The sequence below is a fragment of the Bacillus sp. ISL-41 genome (genome assembly GCF_018613235.1).
Classification (GTDB): domain Bacteria; phylum Bacillota; class Bacilli; order Bacillales; family Cytobacillaceae; genus Mesobacillus.
Map to the genome: position 1 here is coordinate 14,460 of NZ_JAGGQP010000022.1, position 17,021 is coordinate 31,480.

18 protein-coding genes are annotated in these 17,021 nt (G+C 42.8%); 11 read left to right on the forward strand and 7 right to left on the reverse strand.

Going from position 1 to position 17,021, the window contains the following annotated elements:
- Positions 1-211 precede the first annotated feature (211 nt).
- Positions 212-1,075: a CvfB family protein gene (locus J7I80_RS10500; RefSeq protein ID WP_214738246.1), complete on the forward strand. Its 864-nt coding sequence runs from the start codon at positions 212-214 to the stop codon at positions 1,073-1,075.
- A gap of 58 nt (positions 1,076-1,133) precedes the next feature.
- Here J7I80_RS10500 and J7I80_RS10505 read toward each other — a convergent pair whose 3' ends face one another.
- Together J7I80_RS10505 and J7I80_RS10510 are read right to left on the reverse strand one after the other, a co-directional pair.
- Entirely contained in the window at positions 1,134-1,265 is a 132-nt protein-coding gene (locus tag J7I80_RS10505) for a DUF3941 domain-containing protein (protein WP_071976845.1), read from the reverse strand.
- Positions 1,266-1,329: 64 nt separating this feature from the next.
- A complete protein-coding gene (locus tag J7I80_RS10510; protein WP_214738248.1) occupies positions 1,330-2,190 on the reverse strand; it encodes a DegV family protein in 861 nt (286 codons plus the stop codon).
- Positions 2,191-2,319: 129 nt separating this feature from the next.
- Here J7I80_RS10510 and J7I80_RS10515 point away from each other — a divergent pair, with 129 nt between their 5' ends.
- Both J7I80_RS10515 and J7I80_RS10520 read left to right on the forward strand, forming a co-directional pair.
- On the forward strand, positions 2,320-3,162 hold the full coding sequence (locus J7I80_RS10515; protein ID WP_214738250.1) for a YitT family protein: 843 nt from the start codon (positions 2,320-2,322) through the stop codon (positions 3,160-3,162).
- Positions 3,163-3,184: 22 nt separating this feature from the next.
- On the forward strand, positions 3,185-3,973 hold the full coding sequence (locus J7I80_RS10520) for a BsuPI-related putative proteinase inhibitor (RefSeq protein ID WP_214738252.1): 789 nt from the start codon (positions 3,185-3,187) through the stop codon (positions 3,971-3,973).
- A 38-nt stretch (positions 3,974-4,011) separates the two neighbouring features.
- On the opposite strand, the gene J7I80_RS10525 is transcribed toward J7I80_RS10520, so the two are convergent.
- The 3 genes from J7I80_RS10525 to J7I80_RS10535 all read right to left on the reverse strand — a co-directional run bounded on the left by J7I80_RS10525 (position 4,012) and on the right by J7I80_RS10535 (position 5,538).
- Positions 4,012-4,203, reverse strand: a complete 192-nt coding sequence (locus J7I80_RS10525; protein ID WP_214738254.1) for a DUF3813 domain-containing protein — start codon at positions 4,201-4,203, stop codon at positions 4,012-4,014.
- A complete protein-coding gene (locus J7I80_RS10530) occupies positions 4,204-4,356 on the reverse strand; it encodes a hypothetical protein (protein WP_167832158.1) in 153 nt (50 codons plus the stop codon).
- 363 nt (positions 4,357-4,719) lie between these two features.
- Positions 4,720-5,538, reverse strand: a complete 819-nt coding sequence (locus tag J7I80_RS10535; protein WP_214738256.1) for a Cof-type HAD-IIB family hydrolase — start codon at positions 5,536-5,538, stop codon at positions 4,720-4,722.
- Between the two features lie 265 nt (positions 5,539-5,803).
- Here J7I80_RS10535 and J7I80_RS10540 point away from each other — a divergent pair, with 265 nt between their 5' ends.
- The 3 genes from J7I80_RS10540 (at position 5,804) to J7I80_RS10550 (ending at position 8,615) form a co-directional block, all read left to right on the forward strand.
- Positions 5,804-6,571 carry a prolyl oligopeptidase family serine peptidase gene (locus tag J7I80_RS10540; protein WP_214738258.1) on the forward strand — a complete coding sequence of 256 codons (768 nt, stop codon included), beginning with the start codon at positions 5,804-5,806 and terminating at the stop codon, positions 6,569-6,571.
- 77 nt (positions 6,572-6,648) lie between these two features.
- Positions 6,649-6,960 carry a metal-sulfur cluster assembly factor gene (locus tag J7I80_RS10545; RefSeq protein ID WP_167832161.1) on the forward strand — a complete coding sequence of 104 codons (312 nt, stop codon included), beginning with the start codon at positions 6,649-6,651 and terminating at the stop codon, positions 6,958-6,960.
- A 527-nt stretch (positions 6,961-7,487) separates the two neighbouring features.
- Complete coding sequence (locus J7I80_RS10550) at positions 7,488-8,615, forward strand: TIGR04053 family radical SAM/SPASM domain-containing protein (RefSeq protein WP_214738260.1); 1,128 nt, start codon at positions 7,488-7,490, stop codon at positions 8,613-8,615.
- 73 nt (positions 8,616-8,688) lie between these two features.
- Here the strand turns inward: J7I80_RS10550 and J7I80_RS10555 are convergent, their stop codons facing one another.
- On the reverse strand, positions 8,689-9,387 hold the full coding sequence (locus J7I80_RS10555; protein WP_214738262.1) for a Crp/Fnr family transcriptional regulator: 699 nt from the start codon (positions 9,385-9,387) through the stop codon (positions 8,689-8,691).
- 351 nt (positions 9,388-9,738) lie between these two features.
- On the opposite strand from J7I80_RS10555, the gene J7I80_RS10560 reads away from it, so the two are divergent.
- The 3 genes from J7I80_RS10560 to cls all read left to right on the forward strand — a co-directional run bounded on the left by J7I80_RS10560 (position 9,739) and on the right by cls (position 14,236).
- Positions 9,739-11,235, forward strand: a complete 1,497-nt coding sequence (locus J7I80_RS10560) for a nitrate/nitrite transporter (protein ID WP_353050100.1) — start codon at positions 9,739-9,741, stop codon at positions 11,233-11,235.
- 294 nt (positions 11,236-11,529) lie between these two features.
- Positions 11,530-12,546, forward strand: a complete 1,017-nt coding sequence (moaA, locus tag J7I80_RS10565) for a GTP 3',8-cyclase MoaA (protein ID WP_214738266.1) — start codon at positions 11,530-11,532, stop codon at positions 12,544-12,546.
- A 178-nt stretch (positions 12,547-12,724) separates the two neighbouring features.
- A complete protein-coding gene (gene cls, locus J7I80_RS10570; RefSeq protein WP_214738268.1) occupies positions 12,725-14,236 on the forward strand; it encodes a cardiolipin synthase in 1,512 nt (503 codons plus the stop codon).
- A 54-nt stretch (positions 14,237-14,290) separates the two neighbouring features.
- On the opposite strand, the gene ric is transcribed toward cls, so the two are convergent.
- A complete protein-coding gene (ric, locus tag J7I80_RS10575; protein ID WP_214738270.1) occupies positions 14,291-14,989 on the reverse strand; it encodes an iron-sulfur cluster repair di-iron protein in 699 nt (232 codons plus the stop codon).
- Positions 14,990-15,211: 222 nt separating this feature from the next.
- On the opposite strand from ric, the gene J7I80_RS10580 reads away from it, so the two are divergent.
- The gene (locus J7I80_RS10580; RefSeq protein ID WP_214738272.1) at positions 15,212-16,477 is read left to right on the forward strand and encodes a molybdopterin molybdotransferase MoeA; all 1,266 of its coding nucleotides are present in this window, start codon (positions 15,212-15,214) and stop codon (positions 16,475-16,477) included.
- The gene (gene mobB, locus J7I80_RS10585) at positions 16,465-16,980 is read left to right on the forward strand and encodes a molybdopterin-guanine dinucleotide biosynthesis protein B (RefSeq protein ID WP_251027704.1); all 516 of its coding nucleotides are present in this window, start codon (positions 16,465-16,467) and stop codon (positions 16,978-16,980) included. The genes J7I80_RS10580 and mobB overlap by 13 nt, the downstream gene beginning before the upstream one ends.
- Positions 16,981-17,021: the final 41 nt, after the last annotated feature.

Sequence of the window (17,021 nt, forward strand, 5' to 3'; positions counted from 1 at the left end):
TTAGAGCGTTTTGCCTGATTATAAAAGTATAAACTTTTTTCATTCAGATTAAAGTCTAGCTGCAGCGCCTAGCCCCTCGATCGTTTCGGTCCGCCCAATGAAGTCAAAGAACGACTTCACCGGTCGGTCCTCCAACGCTATTCGGGGCTGACCAAGGCGCTTACGCTTTCTTATTTGGGTAAGATGTTAATAACAAGGCAGGAGGGATTATATGTCCTTGAACGAATATACAGGTCAGACAATGGAACTGACCGTAGCAAGAATTGTTGATTTCGGTTATTTTTTAACGGACGGAGAAGAGGATGTGCTGCTCCATTCCAATGATACAGACCGAACATTTGAAGAAGGAGATAAGGTAGAGGTATTTCTTTTTGTTGAATCAAGAGGGAGGCTCGCAGCAACAACGACCATACCGAAAGTGCAGGTAGGACACTATGAGTGGGTTCCTGTCGTTGATGTTAAAGAAGGTATCGGCATATTCCTGGATATTGGGATCAGCAAGGATGTTTTGCTTGGCGAGGAAGACTTGCCAGTAGTAAAATCAGTTTGGCCGCAAGAAGGGGACTTGCTTTATATCACGCTTCGAGTAAACCGCAACAATATGATATATGCTCGAATGGCCACGGACCCTGTCATTCAGGAAATTTCGGTCAAAGCGACAAGAAGTGACTTCAATAAAAATGTCCATGGCTATGTATACCGCACGGCAAGGGTGGGCAGCTGGATGATCACTGCTGAAGGCTTTAAAGGCTTCATCCATGAATCACAGCGCCGCACTGAGCCGCGTATTGGCCAGAAAGTAGAGGGAAGGATCATCGACGTAAAACCGGATGGATCTGTCAATATCTCGCTTTTGCCGCGTAAGCAGGAAGCTTTGGATGAAGACGCTGAGAAAATCATGGAATACCTGGAGCTCCGTAATGGCGCAATGCCATACCATGACAAGAGCATGGCCGAGGATATCCAGGAACGCTTCGGGATGAGCAAAGGCTCCTTCAAGAGGGCTATGGGAAGGCTTATGAAGGAAGGAAAGATCTATCAGGAAGACAATTGGACATATAAAAAAGAAAAATAGAGCCGGTCGGCTCTATTTTTTTTATTGATTTCAATTAAATAGTTAGTTCAAGTTTTTATTAAAGATGATCTGTTTTCTTGGAGTATTGATTCTTGCCAGCTTTGCGATTCTTTTCACGCATCATATTTTTTTCGTGGCGAAGGGCATTGTTGTCCTTTGCTTTTTTATCGTTATCAGATGTATGTGGCATATTAAAAACTCCTTTCAGGTTAGGTACATTTTATTTTTCCTAAAACCCGAAAGGAGTATGTAAATTATAAAGACAGTTTATTTAAGAAGAAAATAGCAATCGTACCTGGCCCTGTATGGGAACCGACCGCTGCACCAATCGAAGTGATGAAAACATCCTTTGCATTTAGCTCTTCAAGAATCATATTCTTCATCTCAGTGGCTGTTTCTAAGTCATCCGCATGGCTGATGCCGACGATTTGGTTTTCAAAAGCTACACCGCGTTCCTTCATTACTTCAATGATCCTGCGAAGAAGCTTTTTCTTTCCGCGGATTTTTTCGATTGGAACCAATTTCCCATCCTCCACATTCAGCAGCGGCTTGATATTCAATAGGCCCCCGACGAAAGCAGAAGCTTTAGATACGCGTCCGCCTTTAGCAAGATGGTCAAGGTCATCAACAGTAAATAGATGCTCCATATGCTCGCTTAGGAATTGCACGGCTTCAACGATTTCATCCTTTGAAAAATTCTCCTTCGCCATCCGTGCTGCTTCCATGACAACCAGCCCTTGTCCAAGTGAGGCACATTTTGTATCGATGATTGACAAGTTGAAGTCGGGATATTCCTCCTTGACCTGCTCGGCAATCATGACGGCTGTCTGATATGTTCCTGATAATTGTGAAGAGAAAGCTATGTATATTCCATCCTGTTTATTCTCGGCCAATTCTGTAAAAACTTCTTTAAAACCAGCAGGAGAAGCCTGTGAGGTTTTCGGAAGGTTGCCAGCGCGAATTTGATCGTACACTTGCTTTGGCTGGATCGTTCGCAGGTCCTCATATTCAGTGTCATTAATATGGACCTTCAACGGGAATAGTATTGCATCATTTTCTTCATAAAAACTCAATGGCAAATCACATGCACTGTCAGCCATGATTTTTACTGACATCACTTTCACCTGCTTTCGACCTTTTTATGTTAATAGTTTATAGGGAATATCGCAAAAAGACAATTAAATATAGTGATTTTCGGCAAAATAGGGGTACAGGATGAATAGAAAAGAATAAGGGGGATTTACATGGTTTGGTTGGAAACAAAAAAAATCATCATCGTGGTGATCGGGGCATTCTTGAATGCTTTGTCACTGAATTTCTTTTTAATCCCTGCAAATGTATATGCCAGCGGCTTTACAGGGATTGCTCAGCTCGTTTCGAGCATACTTGGTGCATTCGCGCCATTTAATATTTCTACAGGGATTCTTCTATTATTATTGAATATTCCGGTAACCATCCTTGGTTGGAAGAAGGTAGGAAAATCATTTACATTTTATAGTTTTATCTCCGTACTGCTTTCATCATTCTTTCTTGAAATCATTCCGGTAAAAGAAGTTTCGAGCGATATCCTGCTGAATGCCGTTTTTGGGGGAGTCATCGCCGCGGTCGGTGTGGGACTGACCTTAAAGTGGGGCGCTTCCACAGGTGGAATGGATATTATTGCTATGGTTCTGTCACGAATGAATGATCGTCCGGTTGGTACATATTTCTTTACCTTGAATGGCATCATTATAATGACAGCTGGCTTTGTATTTGGCTGGGAAAATGCTCTTTATACACTTGTCGCTCTGTATGTGTCCACAAGGGTAATTGATGCCATCCATACACGCCATGAGAAGTTGACGGCAATGATAGTCACGAAGAAATCGGATGAATTAAAGAAAGCGATTCATGACAAACTTGTACGTGGCATCACGCTGCTGCCCGCAAAGGGAGCTTTTTCAGGAGAACAGAAGGAAATGCTCATTATTGTTGTCACAAGGTATGAATTGTATGACCTGGAACACATTATCAAGGAAGTGGATCCACATGCATTTACCAATATTGTTGAGACGGCTGGGATCTTCGGTTTTTTCCGAAGGGAATAAACACTGAAATGGAGGTTTGTACATGAGGAAGGCTAGTTTGTTGATCATTTTGCTGTTGCTGGCAGTGGCACCTGCCCTTGCAATTGGCGAAGAAAAACAGTCACCTTCAACGCTTGAATACAGTTTTTACATAGACCCTTTAGCTGGTCCTGAAAAAGCTGCATTTGAGATTGTCCTGCAAAACCTGGGGGACACAGAGCTTTCTTTTGAATTTCCAACATCACAAAAATACGAAATAACTGTTCTGGATGCCAATAAGAAAAAGGTGTATCAGTATTCAGAAGGAAAGTCCTTTGCTCAGGCTTTTGAAACCGTGACCTTGAAACCGCAGCAGAAAATGAAATGGGTGGAAGATTGGGATTACACGAGTGCAGGTAAAAGGGTCCCAGAAGGAGAATATACGGTCACTGCACAGTTAAAAGCAACCAGCCTCAACGGAAAACCTGTTGCGGACAATAAGCTGCTTACAGATACAAAGACAATGTATATTCCAGGTGAAAATCCAGTTTTCAAAAGTGTTGTATCAGAGGGCAACAAGGGCATTTATAAAATAATGGGTGAGTCCAGGCCAATCAACGGTAAGTTCTATTACACAGTTGAAGATGGTCATAACCAGCTGATTGCCGAAACAGAAATGGTCCCTGATGCAAATTACCCGCAATGGAAACCTTTCACATTGGAAGTCTCCATTCCTGAAAGCAAGCTTCCGCAAAATGGATCCCTCATACTCAATTTGTATGAACGCAGCAAGGATGGCGAAATCATCCATACGTATCCAGTGCTGCTCGAAAGATTTAATCCAAATAACTAACAAAGCAAAAGCTGGCGGAATCCCCGCCAGCTTTTGCTTTACTTGCCTTCAATTGAATTCAGCTCGTCCTGAAATGACCGAAGCTGCTCTTTTTCAGCCATTGTCGTATTGGCATAGGCTGAAGATAGAGCATTTTTAGCAGTGTTGATGGCTGCAGACTGTTCCGCAGGCTCCGCAGTCTTAGCTAATTGGACAGCCTTCCTTGCTTCCTGAAAAAGCCTGTTTCCCATTTAAATCCCCCCTAAAGAGGACTCTCTGACATTTGCCATCTTTTGAGCTTCAGCCTCGGCATACGTGGTGTGGTAAGGGATTCTTTCATCATGCTTGGAGACAGTATCTACCCCTTGCTGTACAAAACGCTTGGATTTATTGCTTTTACCCATCGTTTTACCCCTCCATCTACGAGCGAATTTGAAACAGACTGTTACGCCGTTTCACTTTTAGTATGCTCTATTGGGATGAAAACAAACGGTTCTCAGGCAAGTTGAAATTGGAAGGTACAAGCAATGATTAACCGTTATCGAACAAACGCAAGGGGCAGTGCGGATGACTGTCCGATAGAGCCCTTCTAACGGACAAACGTGTCTGGAATCAGCGGAAAAGTGTCCGATAGAGCCCTTCTAACGGACAAACGCAGTGGAAATCAACAGAAAAGTGTCCGATAGAGATCTCCTAACGGACATATGTAAAGGAAAACAATGCCAAAATGTCCGATAGAATTTTTCTACCGGACATTTTGGTTTAACTTATAGAGCTTTCAAATTCAGCAAATCGTTCAAATAGACGCCAATGCCGTCTTCTTCGTTTGTCAATGTCATGTCGTTTGCGATGTTTTTCACTTCGTCTACGGCATTGCCCATTGCGATTCCGCGTCCTGCGTATTCAAGCATCTCCAAATCATTATCCTCATCGCCAAAAGCAATGATCCGATCTGCAGGGATTTGGAAATAATCAGATGCTTTCTTTAAGCCAACCGCTTTGTTCAATCCGCTTTTGACGATTTCGACGACGTGGAACGGAGCAGCCCAGCTTCTGTGGTCGATCACTTCGGCGTGAACCTCAGAAAGGTGCTTACGGATTTTACGTACGTCCTCTTCATCAGAGTGAATCAGCATGCTAGTTGGTGAGGATTTTAAATATCTTCTCAAATCACCGGTCGTGATATTCGGATTCCCCATATTAAAAATGTCCATCAATTTTTCATCATGATAGTGGACATATACATCATCAATTACTTCGGCGATGATATTGTGGAATTTAAAATCATCAAGTGCCTCTACAATATCTTTTGCCACATCGATTGAAAGCGGAGAATGATGTACTCCCCAGTTGTTATCGAGCGGGTGATGGATAAACGCGCCATTGAAATTAACGATTGGTGTATCAAGTGCAAGCTCATGGTAATACATCTCACTGGAACGGAATGGCCTTCCTGTCGCGATCATGACAACATGTCCTGCTTCCCGTGCTTTTTTAATTACGTGTTTGTTCTTTTCAGAAATCGTTTTATCATCTGTTAATAATGTTCCGTCAAGGTCTAATGCAATTAAATGTTTTTCAGCCATAAATACTCCTTCTTTAATCTAATATTTTTCTTAGTGTCTCATTACAGCGCTTGTCGGGGCTGAGCAAGGCGCTACCGCTTTTCTACTGATATGCGTATGATTGGCTCTTTTTTCGCAAGAGTTCTACAATACATATATTGGTTGATGGTTAATTGGTCTTATAACCACTATGGTAACCATTTTACATATAAATTGTAAAAAAATCATTTTAGATACTTAAAAGAGCGGTAAATTTAATGCCCGCTCTCTTCAGGAGGGTCAATCATTGATTTTAGTCGAAAAGAAAACCATTCAACATATTCCCGTTCTCCATATCGTAAAACAACAGCAATTCAAGGATAGAATGCCTTTGATTGTTTTTTTGCATGGTTTTACGAGCACGAAAGAACGAAACATGCATTATGCTTATCTTTTGGCCGAAAAAGGATTCAGGGTCATCCTGCCGGAGGCGAAATATCATGGAACACGCAGCGAAGGATTTTCAGAGGCTGAGCTGAGTTATCGCTTTTGGAACATCGTCATCACTTCAATCGAGGAGCTTTGGACGATCAAGCAAGAGTTGGTTGAAGAAGGACTGGTGGATCCCTCTAGGATCGGGGTTGCTGGAACATCTATGGGCGGCATTACGACACTTGGCGCATTGGCAAAGTATGAGTGGATTAAAGCTGGTGTCAGCTTGATGGGGAATCCTTCATTTGAACAATTCGCGTTATGGCAGCTGAACGAAATGGAAAAAAGGAATCTTCAGATTGGGCTATCACAGGAACAAATATCAGATTTGCTGAATCAGCTTAAACAGTATGACCTGAGCCTGCAGCCTGAAAAATTGAACCAACGTCCATTGCTATTCTGGCACGGGAAATTAGATCCGGTTGTACCATATCAAGCTGCTTATCATTTTTATGAGCAAAACAGGAAAAGCTATGAGGGAATAGAAGGGAAGTTTGAATTCATTACAGACGAAAATGCAGGACATAATGTGTCAAATGCAGGTGTGGAGGAAACGGCAAATTGGTTTGAAAAGCATATTTGATGCCTTCCGCTTTAAATGCTTATAAATCATTGTTATGATAGTAATAGGTTACAGCAATAATAAAGGAGTGTTCACCGATGGATGAAGAATTAAAAGATAGCATTATGGGTGCGCTTGAGATGGTCGTTGACCCTGAACTTGGCGTCGATATCGTTAATTTAGGGCTAGTATATGATGTGGATTTGAATGAGGAAGGACTTGCGACAGTGACAATGACGTTGACGTCTATGGGCTGCCCGCTTGCAGGCACGATCGTTGAGCAGGTAAAACTGGCTCTTGCCGACCTTCCGGAAGTAAAAGATACTGAAGTAAATATCGTTTTCAACCCGCCATGGTCGAAAGACATGATGTCCCGTTATGCAAAAATCGCCCTAGGCGTGAGGGATTAAAATCTTAACATTGGGTTCTGTTAATGCGCGAGGTTGTTTTAAAGCCCTGTTGATTGTAGTAGAAGGCGCGTAGACTCCTCCGAAAATGCTAACGCATTTTCATCGTGCGTGGGCTCGCTCGAGGAAGCTTAATCAATGTCCTGCGGGATGAGAAAGTCATGGGAGACCCCGCAGGCGCAAAAAGCGCCGAGGAGGCTCCACGACTGCAAGGAAGAATTTGATCTTTGAAAAAGCCGGCAGTAGGGCTTTTTCATAATTCTTCCCCGCGGAAAGCGAGGCGCCTGGAACGAAAATCAACAGCCGAGTTTAACAGAGGCTAACTCTTAAGCAGCAGGTACTATCCTGCTGCTTTTTTATCTGGCTTTTACTTCGGATGTTTTAATTGTAGAATTCTGCACTATTGAACTCAGGTCACAAAATTGTCATACAAAAGGCAATTACGGCTTTAATTATGTGAGTTAGTTCACTTAATCATGTTGGAAACACTTATATACTTCTTTTATAGAGAAGTACTTAAGGAGGCGCCAATGATGTTCGATAGAGATTTTAACAAAGACCCATTCATTGTGATTTGGGAACTTACCAGAGCCTGCCAATTAAAATGCCTGCACTGTCGTGCGGAAGCACAATATAGAAGAGATCCGCGTGAATTGTCCTTTGAGGAAGGTAAAGCGCTGATTGACCAAATATATGAGATGAATAATCCGATGCTTGTTTTCACGGGTGGAGACCCTTTGATGAGGGAAGATGTTTTTGATATCGCAGAGTATGCTGTGAAAAAAGGTGTGCGTGTTTCGATGACACCAAGTGCGACACCTAATGTGACGAAAGAAGCGATAGAAAAGGCGAAGTCAGTTGGATTGTCCCGCTGGGCTTTCAGCATTGACGGGCCAACTGCTGAAGTCCATGACCACTTCAGGGGAACAGCAGGCTCTTTTGATTTGACGATGGAAAGAATCAAGTACTTGCATGAGTTGGAAATCCCGATTCAAATCAATACTGTCATTTCCCGATATAATATTGAGTATTTGGATGAAATGGCTAAGATGGTCGAAGATTTGGATTGTGTCCTTTGGAGTGTGTTTTTCCTAGTTCCGACAGGACGCGGGCAGGAAAAGGACATGATCTCTCCGGTAGAGCATGAGAAAGTCTTCACCTGGCTGTATGATTTAAGCAAAAGGGTAAAGTTCGACATTAAAACGACTGCTGCGCAGCATTATCGCCGGGTTGTCATCCAGCAAAAAATGCGCGAAGCAAAGGATCATACAGAAGAAATTGATTACTTGACCGCATTGACGAAGGAAGGGTTGACTGGCTCTATCGACGGCCTTGGCCGTGCGCCAAAAGGTGTCAATGATGGAAATGGTTTTGTATTCATTTCCCACGTAGGAGATGTATACCCAAGCGGACTGCTGCCTGTGAAAGCAGGGAACGTAAGGGAACAGCCCCTTGCTGAAATCTACAGAGATTCTCCAGTCTTTAAATCATTGAGGAATCCTGATGAGTACAAAGGAAAATGCGGAGTGTGCGAATTCAGGCATGTATGCGGGGGTTCACGCTCAAGAGCATACGCCATGACCGGTGATTACCTGGAGAGCGAGCCATTCTGCGTTTACATCCCTAAAGCGTTGAGAAAGCAAAAGCAGGAGAGCTGATAAAGCTCTCCTGGGGAACAATAAAAAAAGCGAGTGATGCCCGATTAATGGACATTCACTCGCTTTTTTTATATTAATCAATCGAACAAAAAACTGCGGGGCAGTTTTCACAACCTATTTCCTGGCGTAAATAATCTACATCATGTACGAGGATTTTCCCTTTTTTAATTGATATGATTCCTTCTCTTTTAAGGTCGTTCAAGATCCGGTTTGTGCTTTCGCGTGAAGTTCCGCAGAAATTGGCCAGCTCCTGGTTAGTCAGCGGCAGGTCGATCAAAATGCCGGTATCTTTCTGGATACCATAGCTGTTTGTCATTCTGATCAAGGTAGAGAATAATGCACCTTTTTTTCCGTTAAGAACCAGGTCGCGGAATTTAGTCTGAGTTTTACGGAAATGATCGCTCATCCACTTCATAAATTCAAAGGCAAGTGATGGATTGTGGAAAATCTCCTTTTCGATCACATCTTTTCTGATGGCTGCAATTTTCGCGTCTTCGAGGATTAGCGCACTTAAGAGATACTTTGGTGCATCAGTAAAAAGTGTCAACTCTCCGCAAATATCATTTTCTCCGCAAATTCTTAAGGCAAGTTCGCGGCCATCCTGGGTGACTTTGCTGATTTGGACCTTGCCGCCCAGGATCAAATAAAGCTCCTCTGCCTCCATGCCTTCCTGGAACAGGTACGATCCTTTTTGCACCTGGATGGTCCGGTCGGCAAACTGGAGTAATTCTTTAATTTCAATTGAATGAGTTGCTTTAGTTGTATTTGGCATGGTCATCACCCTTTTTTTGAATTTAGCTCTTTAATGAAGAGCTTTTTCCGTGGCTTCTCTTTATTGACCTAATAATAACATCGGGGTAGTGTTAACTAAATGATGATTAAGGAAATGTCAAAATCTCGTCACATTATAAGACCATTTTGTTCACATTTTCGAAACAATTGCAGTCAGTCTATCTATATTATATCGATAATAAAAGTCTAGTGTTTCAGTTGTTTAGAGACAACTGTGACAGTTTATTGAACAAAGAAGAGGATGTGAAGTTCGTCATATCTTAAGTTTTTGATTTTTCTTACTATTTAACAAAGGAACGTCTAGGTCTTGTTGAGTAGAGGAGGAAACATGATCACAAAAAAAATTCAACTGCCGCTTCAAACGCTGAGTCTTGTCGCCGGATTTATGGTATGGGTGATTTTATCTGCATTAATGCCGTTCATTAAAGAGGATATTCAGCTGTCTGCGAACCAGGTTGCAATGGCCACTGCCATTCCCGTCGTCCTTGGTTCTGTCCTGAGAATTCCAATTGGGTTCTGGACAAACAGATTTGGGGCACGAAAACTGTTTTTTTCTAGCTTTTTATTCCTGCTGTTTCCGGTATATTTCATCAGTATCGCTGATTCCTATACAGATTTATTGATTGGAGGCTTGTTTGTCGGAATCGGCGGAGCAATTTTCTCTGTAGGCGTAACCTCACTGCCGAAATACTATCCGAGAGAACGCCATGGTTTCGTGAATGGGATATATGGAGTTGGAAACCTGGGAACTGCCCTTACAACTTTTACTGCACCCGTTATTGCAGCTCAGTTCGGATGGCAGCCAACAGTCAAGTTTTTCTTGATCTTGCTTATCCTGTTTGCGTTCCTTAACTTTTTCCTCGGTGATAAAAAAGAACCAAAAGTTGTGACTCCTCTGGGTGAGCAAATCAAAAGCGTTTACAAAAATCAGAAGCTCTGGGCACTGTGCTTATTTTACTTCTTAACTTTTGGTTCATTTGTAGCCTTCACGATCTATTTGCCAAACTTCCTTGTGTCTCATTTTGGGCTTGATAAAGTAGATGCTGGGTTAAGGACTGCAGGTTTCATTGCGCTGGCAACATTTTTCAGGCCGATTGGGGGCTGGCTGGGTGACAAATTCAACTCATTTGTCATATTGATGGTTGTGTTTGCTGGAATGACCATTTCAGGCATCCTGCTTTCATTTACGCCATCGTTGACACTATATACGATTGGCTGTCTAGCAGTCGCAATCAGTGCCGGCATCGGAAATGGAACTGTCTTCAAGCTTGTACCGCTTTATTTTTCAAAGCAAGCAGGGATCGTCAACGGTATCGTTTCAGCGATGGGCGGATTAGGAGGTTTTTTCCCGCCGCTTATGCTGGCATTCCTATACAACCTTACCGGACATTACGCAATAGGTTTCATGGCTTTATCACAAGTGGCACTGGCAAGTCTGATCATCGTCATCTGGATGTACTATCAGGATAAATTAAGCCTTGCTAAAAATATCATCGACCACACAGCAGAGGGAATCATGATTACAGATGTAAAGGGAACGATCGAAAAAGTAAATCCAGCATTCACGACTGTAACAGGCTATAGTGCAGATGAAGTCATTGGGAAGAATCCTCGTTTCCTGCAATCTGGTAAGCATGGGGAAGACTTTTACAGGGAGATGTGGAAATCCATAAAAGACAATGGATTCTGGCAGGGGGAGATTTGGAACAAGAAGAAAAACGGTTCCATTTATACTGAATGGCTAACAATCAGCCCTGTGAAAAATGAAGCAGGTGAAATTAAGAACTTTGTCGGCATGTTCAGTGAATTGACAGTGAAAAACGAATAAGCCTGTAAAAAGACTGCGTCCTTGATGCAGTCTTTTCCTTGCTTTATCATAAATGTATAAACTTTAAAACTATCAAGACGCTTGCACTTTACTTATGATATTATGACAACATGATGACAATTCAACACAAAAACACTATCCTGGCAGTTTTTATGTTGTAATATAGACATAAGCATTAAATTTACTATTCTAATAGAGGACGATTGATGTTACTGTGAGAATATTAACAGTTAACCACATTTGTTGCTGTTACAATGTCAGTAATCATCACTTCTATAATTGGAGTTGACAAATATGGTAAAAAGCATAATAAAAGACCAATTAAATAGACCGCTCCGCGATTTGCGTATATCTGTTATAGACCGATGTAATTTCCGCTGTCAGTATTGTATGCCTGCCGAGATATTTGGCCCTGATTTCGCTTTCCTTCCTAAAAGCGAGTTGTTGTCATATGAAGAAATTGAACGTGTAGCCAAGTTATTCATAGAGCTTGGGGTGGAAAAGATCAGGCTTACAGGTGGAGAGCCTTTGATGCGCAAGGATTTGCCGATTCTCGTCAGGATGCTGAATGAGATTGAAGGATTGAAGGATATCGCTTTGACCACCAACGGCGTAATGCTGCCGAAGTATGCCGAGGAGCTGCATGCTGCTGGCCTGAAGCGGGTCAATATCAGTCTGGACAGTTTAAAAGATGAATTGTTTGGCGAAATAAATGGCCGGAATGTTGGTGTCGGACCGGTATTAAAAGGAATTGAATCAGCGAAGAAAGCTGGCCTGGGCGTTAAGATCAATATGGTAATTAAAAAGGGACTCAATGATTCTGAGATTCTTCCAATGGCAGAATTCTGCAAAAAAGAAGGCCTTGAGCTTCGCTACATTGAATACATGGATGTGGGCAGCACGAACGGCTGGAAAATGGATGATGTCATCACCAAGAAGCAGATCCATGACCTTCTAAGCCAGCATTATGAATTAGAGCCTGTTGATCCTGAGTATTTCGGTGAAGTGGCAAAAAAATACCGTTATAAAGGTACTGATATTCATGTCGGCTTTATTTCATCGGTATCAGAGTCATTCTGTTCAAGCTGCACAAGATCACGATTGTCAGCGAACGGCCAGATATTCACATGCCTGTTCAATGGCAATGGGCACGATATCCGCGACTTCATGCGCGCTGGTGCTACAGATGATGAACTCCGCTCCCGAATTACGGACGTTTGGAATCATAGAACAGATCGCTATTCGGATGAACGAACGGCTGAAACAGTGGCGAACAGAAAGAAAATCGAAATGTCCTATATTGGCGGCTAAGACTCCTTCGGGGGTCTTTTTTTTGTTTCGTACAGAGGAGGCAGCTTTTCGCAAACTCTTAATCACTCGAAATACTGTGGCTTTTGAGGCTTATGGGAAATTTGGGCATACTAATGTTTCCGGACAAATGGTTTATGGGTATACATGAATCTACTATAAATTTGTTGGAGAATGCTGAATGATAAAAAGAAGACTAGAATTTTTATTTGTATTTATTTTAATGGCATGTGTCTATATTGTTTTTTTCACCGACTATAGCCAGACTTTCAAGATATCAGCCATACTGATCTATGCGGTGATCATATTTATCAGCATGTATTCCTTGATGCTTGAGAACCGTTCGGCTCAGCACACGCTGATGTGGATGTATGTCATGCTGCTTTTTCCCGTGGGAGGGTATTTCTTCTATTTATTTTCGGGTCAGTTGTATTTAAAGGGTTATTTATATAAAAGCAAGCGTACGAGAGACCGTGATCAGTGGGAAAAACTGATGAGGAAGGAAGAGTCGAGGGATCTTTCTTTTTTAATCGAAAATCAGCAATGCTTCGCGAAGTATGCAAAGAATGCAACATTGACACCGATAACAACTGCCTCCAGGGCAAAAATCCTTAAAAATGGAGAAGAAACTTTTGCACAACTGAAAAAGAAATTACGGGAAGCAGAAAAATTTATTCATATGGAATACTATATTTTCAGATCGGATCGCCTTGGACGCGAGATTATAGAAATCCTGATTGAAAAGGCAAAGCAGGGTGTCGAGGTTTTATTCATGTTCGATGCCGCGGGCAGCATGAAGTTCGCTGTGAGAGACCTTAAAGACATGCAGGAGGCGGGCATTAAAGCGGCACCATTCTCCCCGCTTAAATATGGGTTCTTCAATCAGAAGTTCAACTTCCGGAATCACAGGAAAATTGTCATTATCGATGGGGAAATTGGATTTGTCGGCGGTTTGAACGTAGGAGTAGAATATTTAGGAGAAGATGATAAAATCGGTTTCTGGCGTGATACGCATATGGTGCTTACCGGTGAGGCAGTGTATACCCTTCACAATGTCTTTTTGCTTGATTGGGAATATGTGAGCGGCGAGAAAGTGCTGGAAAATAATCGAGCCGTGAAATATCCTCATGATGAGGATGAACTTGATGGGGCTATCCAGGTCGTACCAAGCGGGCCGGACACACAGCAGGGAATCATGAGTGATTTTTATTATACGATGATGTCCTGTGCAACAAAATCGATTTGGATTGCCACACCTTATTTTGTTCCTGATGAAGCAATCCGCACTGCACTGAGAGTAGCCGCAGCAAAAGGAATTGAAGTAAGGATCATGGTTCCGGAAATCAATGACAGCTATCTGACGCAATATGCGAGCCGTTCCTATTATTCAGAGCTATTGCGGAACGGAGCTGAAATCTACTCATACAAAAAAGGCTTTCTGCACCAGAAGGTCATCATCGTCGACGGAAATATTGCTTCAATAGGCACAGCCAATCTAGACATGCGCAGTTTCCATTTGAACTTTGAAGTCAATGTCTTCCTGTTTGGTACCAGCTCGATCAGGGACCTTGTGGCCCATTATGAAGAGGACCTTGAAGAGTCAGAGAAGATCAGTCCTGTCCAATATCATAAGCGCGGACTTTGGGAACGGACGAAAGAATCCTTCGCGCGGCTGTTCTCCGGGGCATTATAAGGTGAGATTTAATAAACAATGCCCCATCATTAAATGATTGGGGCATTGTTCCGGTTAGGCAATATACCTTGGGAAAAGAATGTTGTTTTCTAGATGAACATGCATGAAGGTATGTGATTCCAATGCTTCAAGACGCTTGTAAACTAAACGGTATGTCCCGCACGCATCGATAGGCGGATTGAAGTCAGCAGTAATTTCACGCAGTTGTTTTAGAATCGAGCCAGCATGATCGTGTTCCTTTTCCAGTTCCGTGATTTCCGCGATCATTTCAGAACGCTTTTCATCATTGGCAGTATCAAGCTGCAGCAGCAGCGGGAAGACTGTTGCTTCTTCTTTTGCCGTATGCTCGAGGAGCTCCTTTTTCAACTCATAGAAAAGCTCATAGACTTTCAACAGTTCTTCGTGGCGGTCACCGTGGACTTTTGCCACTTTAGTTACGTACGGGCTGAGCAGTTTTAACTCTTCTTCAAGCTCGCGGTGATACTTGTTCTTGATATGGTCGATCAATTCCGCTGAGTCCGTTTCTGTCCAAACCTCCATGCTTTCTGCAGCACCGTTATGTTTACGATATAGCTCTTCGAGTGCAGCCATGATTGCCGGCACGTCCAGGTTCTGTTCAGCAGCCGCTTCACCTAAAGGGCGGTTGCCTCCACAGCAGAAATCCAGTCTATTCTGCTTGAATAAGTCACTTGATTGAGGGAATATATTGACAATGTCTTTAACTAAAGAATTTTGATCAAAAGGCATTTTCATGTGAGAAACCTCCAGTAAAATATTTAATACTGTTTACATACTCATCATAAAGGAAATGGTTTTACTACTCGGTGATGTGCATCACACTTCACAAAAAATCTACATATTTTCAGGGGATTATATGAGAAAATACTGTGAGGTTTGTTATGTTTTCATTTTTACATTACTCTTATAATGAAAAGAGTATATTTATAAGTTAAGCCTGCAATAGGAGCTGATTATATGTTAGAGAAAAGAAACCCCATTCCAATTGGAGAGGCAGTCAAGAGAGTGATGGAGCTGAAGAAAAACGGCTCCACTGAGTTTGTTTCGATTAATGAAAGCTATGGACGCTATCTTTCGGAGGACTTGAAAGCAACCAGTGATGTGCCGCATTTTGACAGAGCGCCATACGATGGTTATGCAATCCGTTCTGTCGATACACAAGAAGCCTCTCAAAATCACGCTGTTGAATTTGAGGTGGTGGACCATATCGGAGCAGGTATGCTTACGGATAAAGAACTTGGACCGTGCCAGGCGGTAAGGATCATGACAGGCGCCCAGATGCCTGTTGGAGCTGACGCTGTTGTTATGTTTGAATTGGCTAAAGAACACGAGCGTGATGGAAAAAAATACATGGAAACAAAGCGCAAACACAATAAAGGAGACAATGTTTCCTACCGCGGTGAGGATGCAAAGGAAGGCGAGGTCCTCGTAAAAAAAGGGACCTTCATCAATCCTGGAATCCAGGCGATGCTGGCAACTTTCGGTTATGCAAAAGTACCAGTTGCAAAGAAACCGGTGATCGGGCTGTATGCAACAGGGACTGAATTGCTTGATGTCGATGAACCGCTCGAGCCGGGAAAAATTCGCAATAGCAACTCTTATATGATATCCGCGCAAATCCTTCGTGCCGGTGCGGAAGTGAAATACTTTGGCCAACTGCCTGATGATTTTGATACATGCTTCGATGCAGTGAGCAAAGCGATTGAACAAGTGGATTTATTCATTACGACCGGCGGGGTTTCCGTCGGGGATTACGACTATCTGCCGGAGATTTATGCAAAGCTTGGAGCAGAGGTGTTGTTCAATAAGGTAGCGATGAGGCCAGGAAGCGTCACTACTGTAGCCCAGCTTGATGGTAAGTTATTGTTCGGCTTGTCAGGAAACCCTTCAGCTTGCTATGTAGGCTTTGAATTGTTCGCCCGTCCAATCATCAGGACAATGCTATTCACTGATCAGCCTCACTTGAGGAAGGAGAAAGCGATTCTTGATGCCAATTTCCCTAAAGCAAATCCCTTTACCAGATTTGTAAGAAGTGCCCTGACAATCGAGAATGGAAAACTGGTAGTGACACCAAGCGGCCTGGATAAATCAAACATCATTATGAGCCTCGCCGGGGCTAACTCCCTCATGATTTTGCCTGGCGGCACGAGAGGTTTTGAACAGGGAACAGAGGTAGAGGTGCTGGTGCTCGAAGACCATGTGGGCAGCGAATGGCCTTGGTAAAACCGGTGCTGTTCCAAATTGCAGGGTACCAAAACAGCGGCAAAACCACGCTTATCCTGACGTTGATTAAACAGCTGACTTCAGCTGGCCTTAAGGTAGCGACAGTGAAACATCATGGGCATGGCGGCAAGCCGGAAGTTGTTGAGGCTAAGGATTCAGGTAAGCATATTAAGGCTGGAGCATCTATCTCACTTGTAGAAGGAGGAGGCAGGATGATTATCCAGGCTGAAAACGGTCCATGGTCCCTTGCTGAAGAGATAGACATGCTTTCATTCTTCAAGCCAGATGTAATATTGATAGAAGGCTATAAGAATGAGCCTTTTCCCAAGGCGGTCATCCTGCGTGATGAAAAAGATCTGGAGCTGGTGGAAAAGCTTCAGAATATCCAGGTCATCTTATGCAGAGATACGGGGCTGCAAGACGTATTAAAGGATAGAGCTTTCCCTGTTCTTAATATGGATGATGGAGTTAACTGGATTTTAGAGGAAATCACCAAAAAATAGGTGATTTCCTCTAGGTCGTTCAAGGTTCAGCAAGAAAAGTT